1 protein-coding gene is annotated in these 841 nt (G+C 76.0%); it reads left to right on the plus strand.

What is annotated here, in order from left to right; genetic code table 11:
- On the plus strand, positions 1 to 687 hold a 687-nt coding region (locus tag N869_RS15600), incomplete at its 5' end, for a histidine phosphatase family protein (RefSeq protein WP_035063210.1).
- Positions 688 to 841: the final 154 nt, after the last annotated feature.

The following is an 841-nucleotide window of genomic DNA, read 5'->3' on the forward strand; positions in this document are numbered from 1 at the left end:
CCGCGGGCCGGGCGGCCGTCCGGGGCGGCGATGCGGTTCGACGACGCGCGTCCGGTGACCGTCGTCCTGGTGCGCCACGGGGAGACAGAGCTCACCGAGCGCAAGGCGCTGTCGGGGTCGTCCGAACCGGGTCCGGCGCTGACGGCCCGCGGTCGGGTGCAGGCGGCCCAGGCCGCGGACCTCGTCTTCCGCATCGGGACCGGGGTGTGGCCGGACCTGCCCCGCCCGGGTCGGCTGCTCGCCTCACCGATGGTCCGCACCCAGGAGACCGGTGCGGTGCTCGGCCGGCGTCTGGGCCTGGTCGTCGAGACGCACGAGGCGTTCGCCGAGGTCGACTTCGGTGAGTGGCAGGGCCTGCAGGTGTCGGACGTCGAGGACCGTTGGCCGGGTCTGCTGCGCACCTGGTACGAGGACACCACCGTCCCGGCGCCCGGCGGTGAGTCCCTGGACGGGCTCGTGGACCGGGTCGGAGGTGGGTTGGCCGAGCTGCTCGCGCAGGGGGTGGACCGCACCGTGGTGGTCGCGACGCACGCCATGGCGATCCGTGCGGCGGTGGGGGTGACCCTGGGGCTCCCGGGCCGGGCGCTGGCCTGGTTGCGGGTGCTGCCGGGCTCGGTGACGGTGGTGCGGTGGTGGCCGGACGGGTCACGCGAGCTCGTCTGCGCAGGGCTCCAACCCGATCTGTGAACCGCCGGTCACGCACCAGCGGCCCGCGTGTGGCCGCCGTCGGACGCCGTCAGGACAGCACGAGGGTCAGCACCTGGCTCCCGCGCGGGCCCGGGGCGACCTCGGCGCCGGTGAGCTCGCTGCTGCTCGGCGTCGGTCCGCCGTGCCCCAGGGG

Origin of the sequence: Cellulomonas bogoriensis 69B4 = DSM 16987 (genome assembly GCF_000767165.1) — a bacterium.
In the GTDB taxonomy this organism is placed as follows: Bacteria; Actinomycetota; Actinomycetes; order Actinomycetales; family Cellulomonadaceae; genus Actinotalea; species Actinotalea bogoriensis.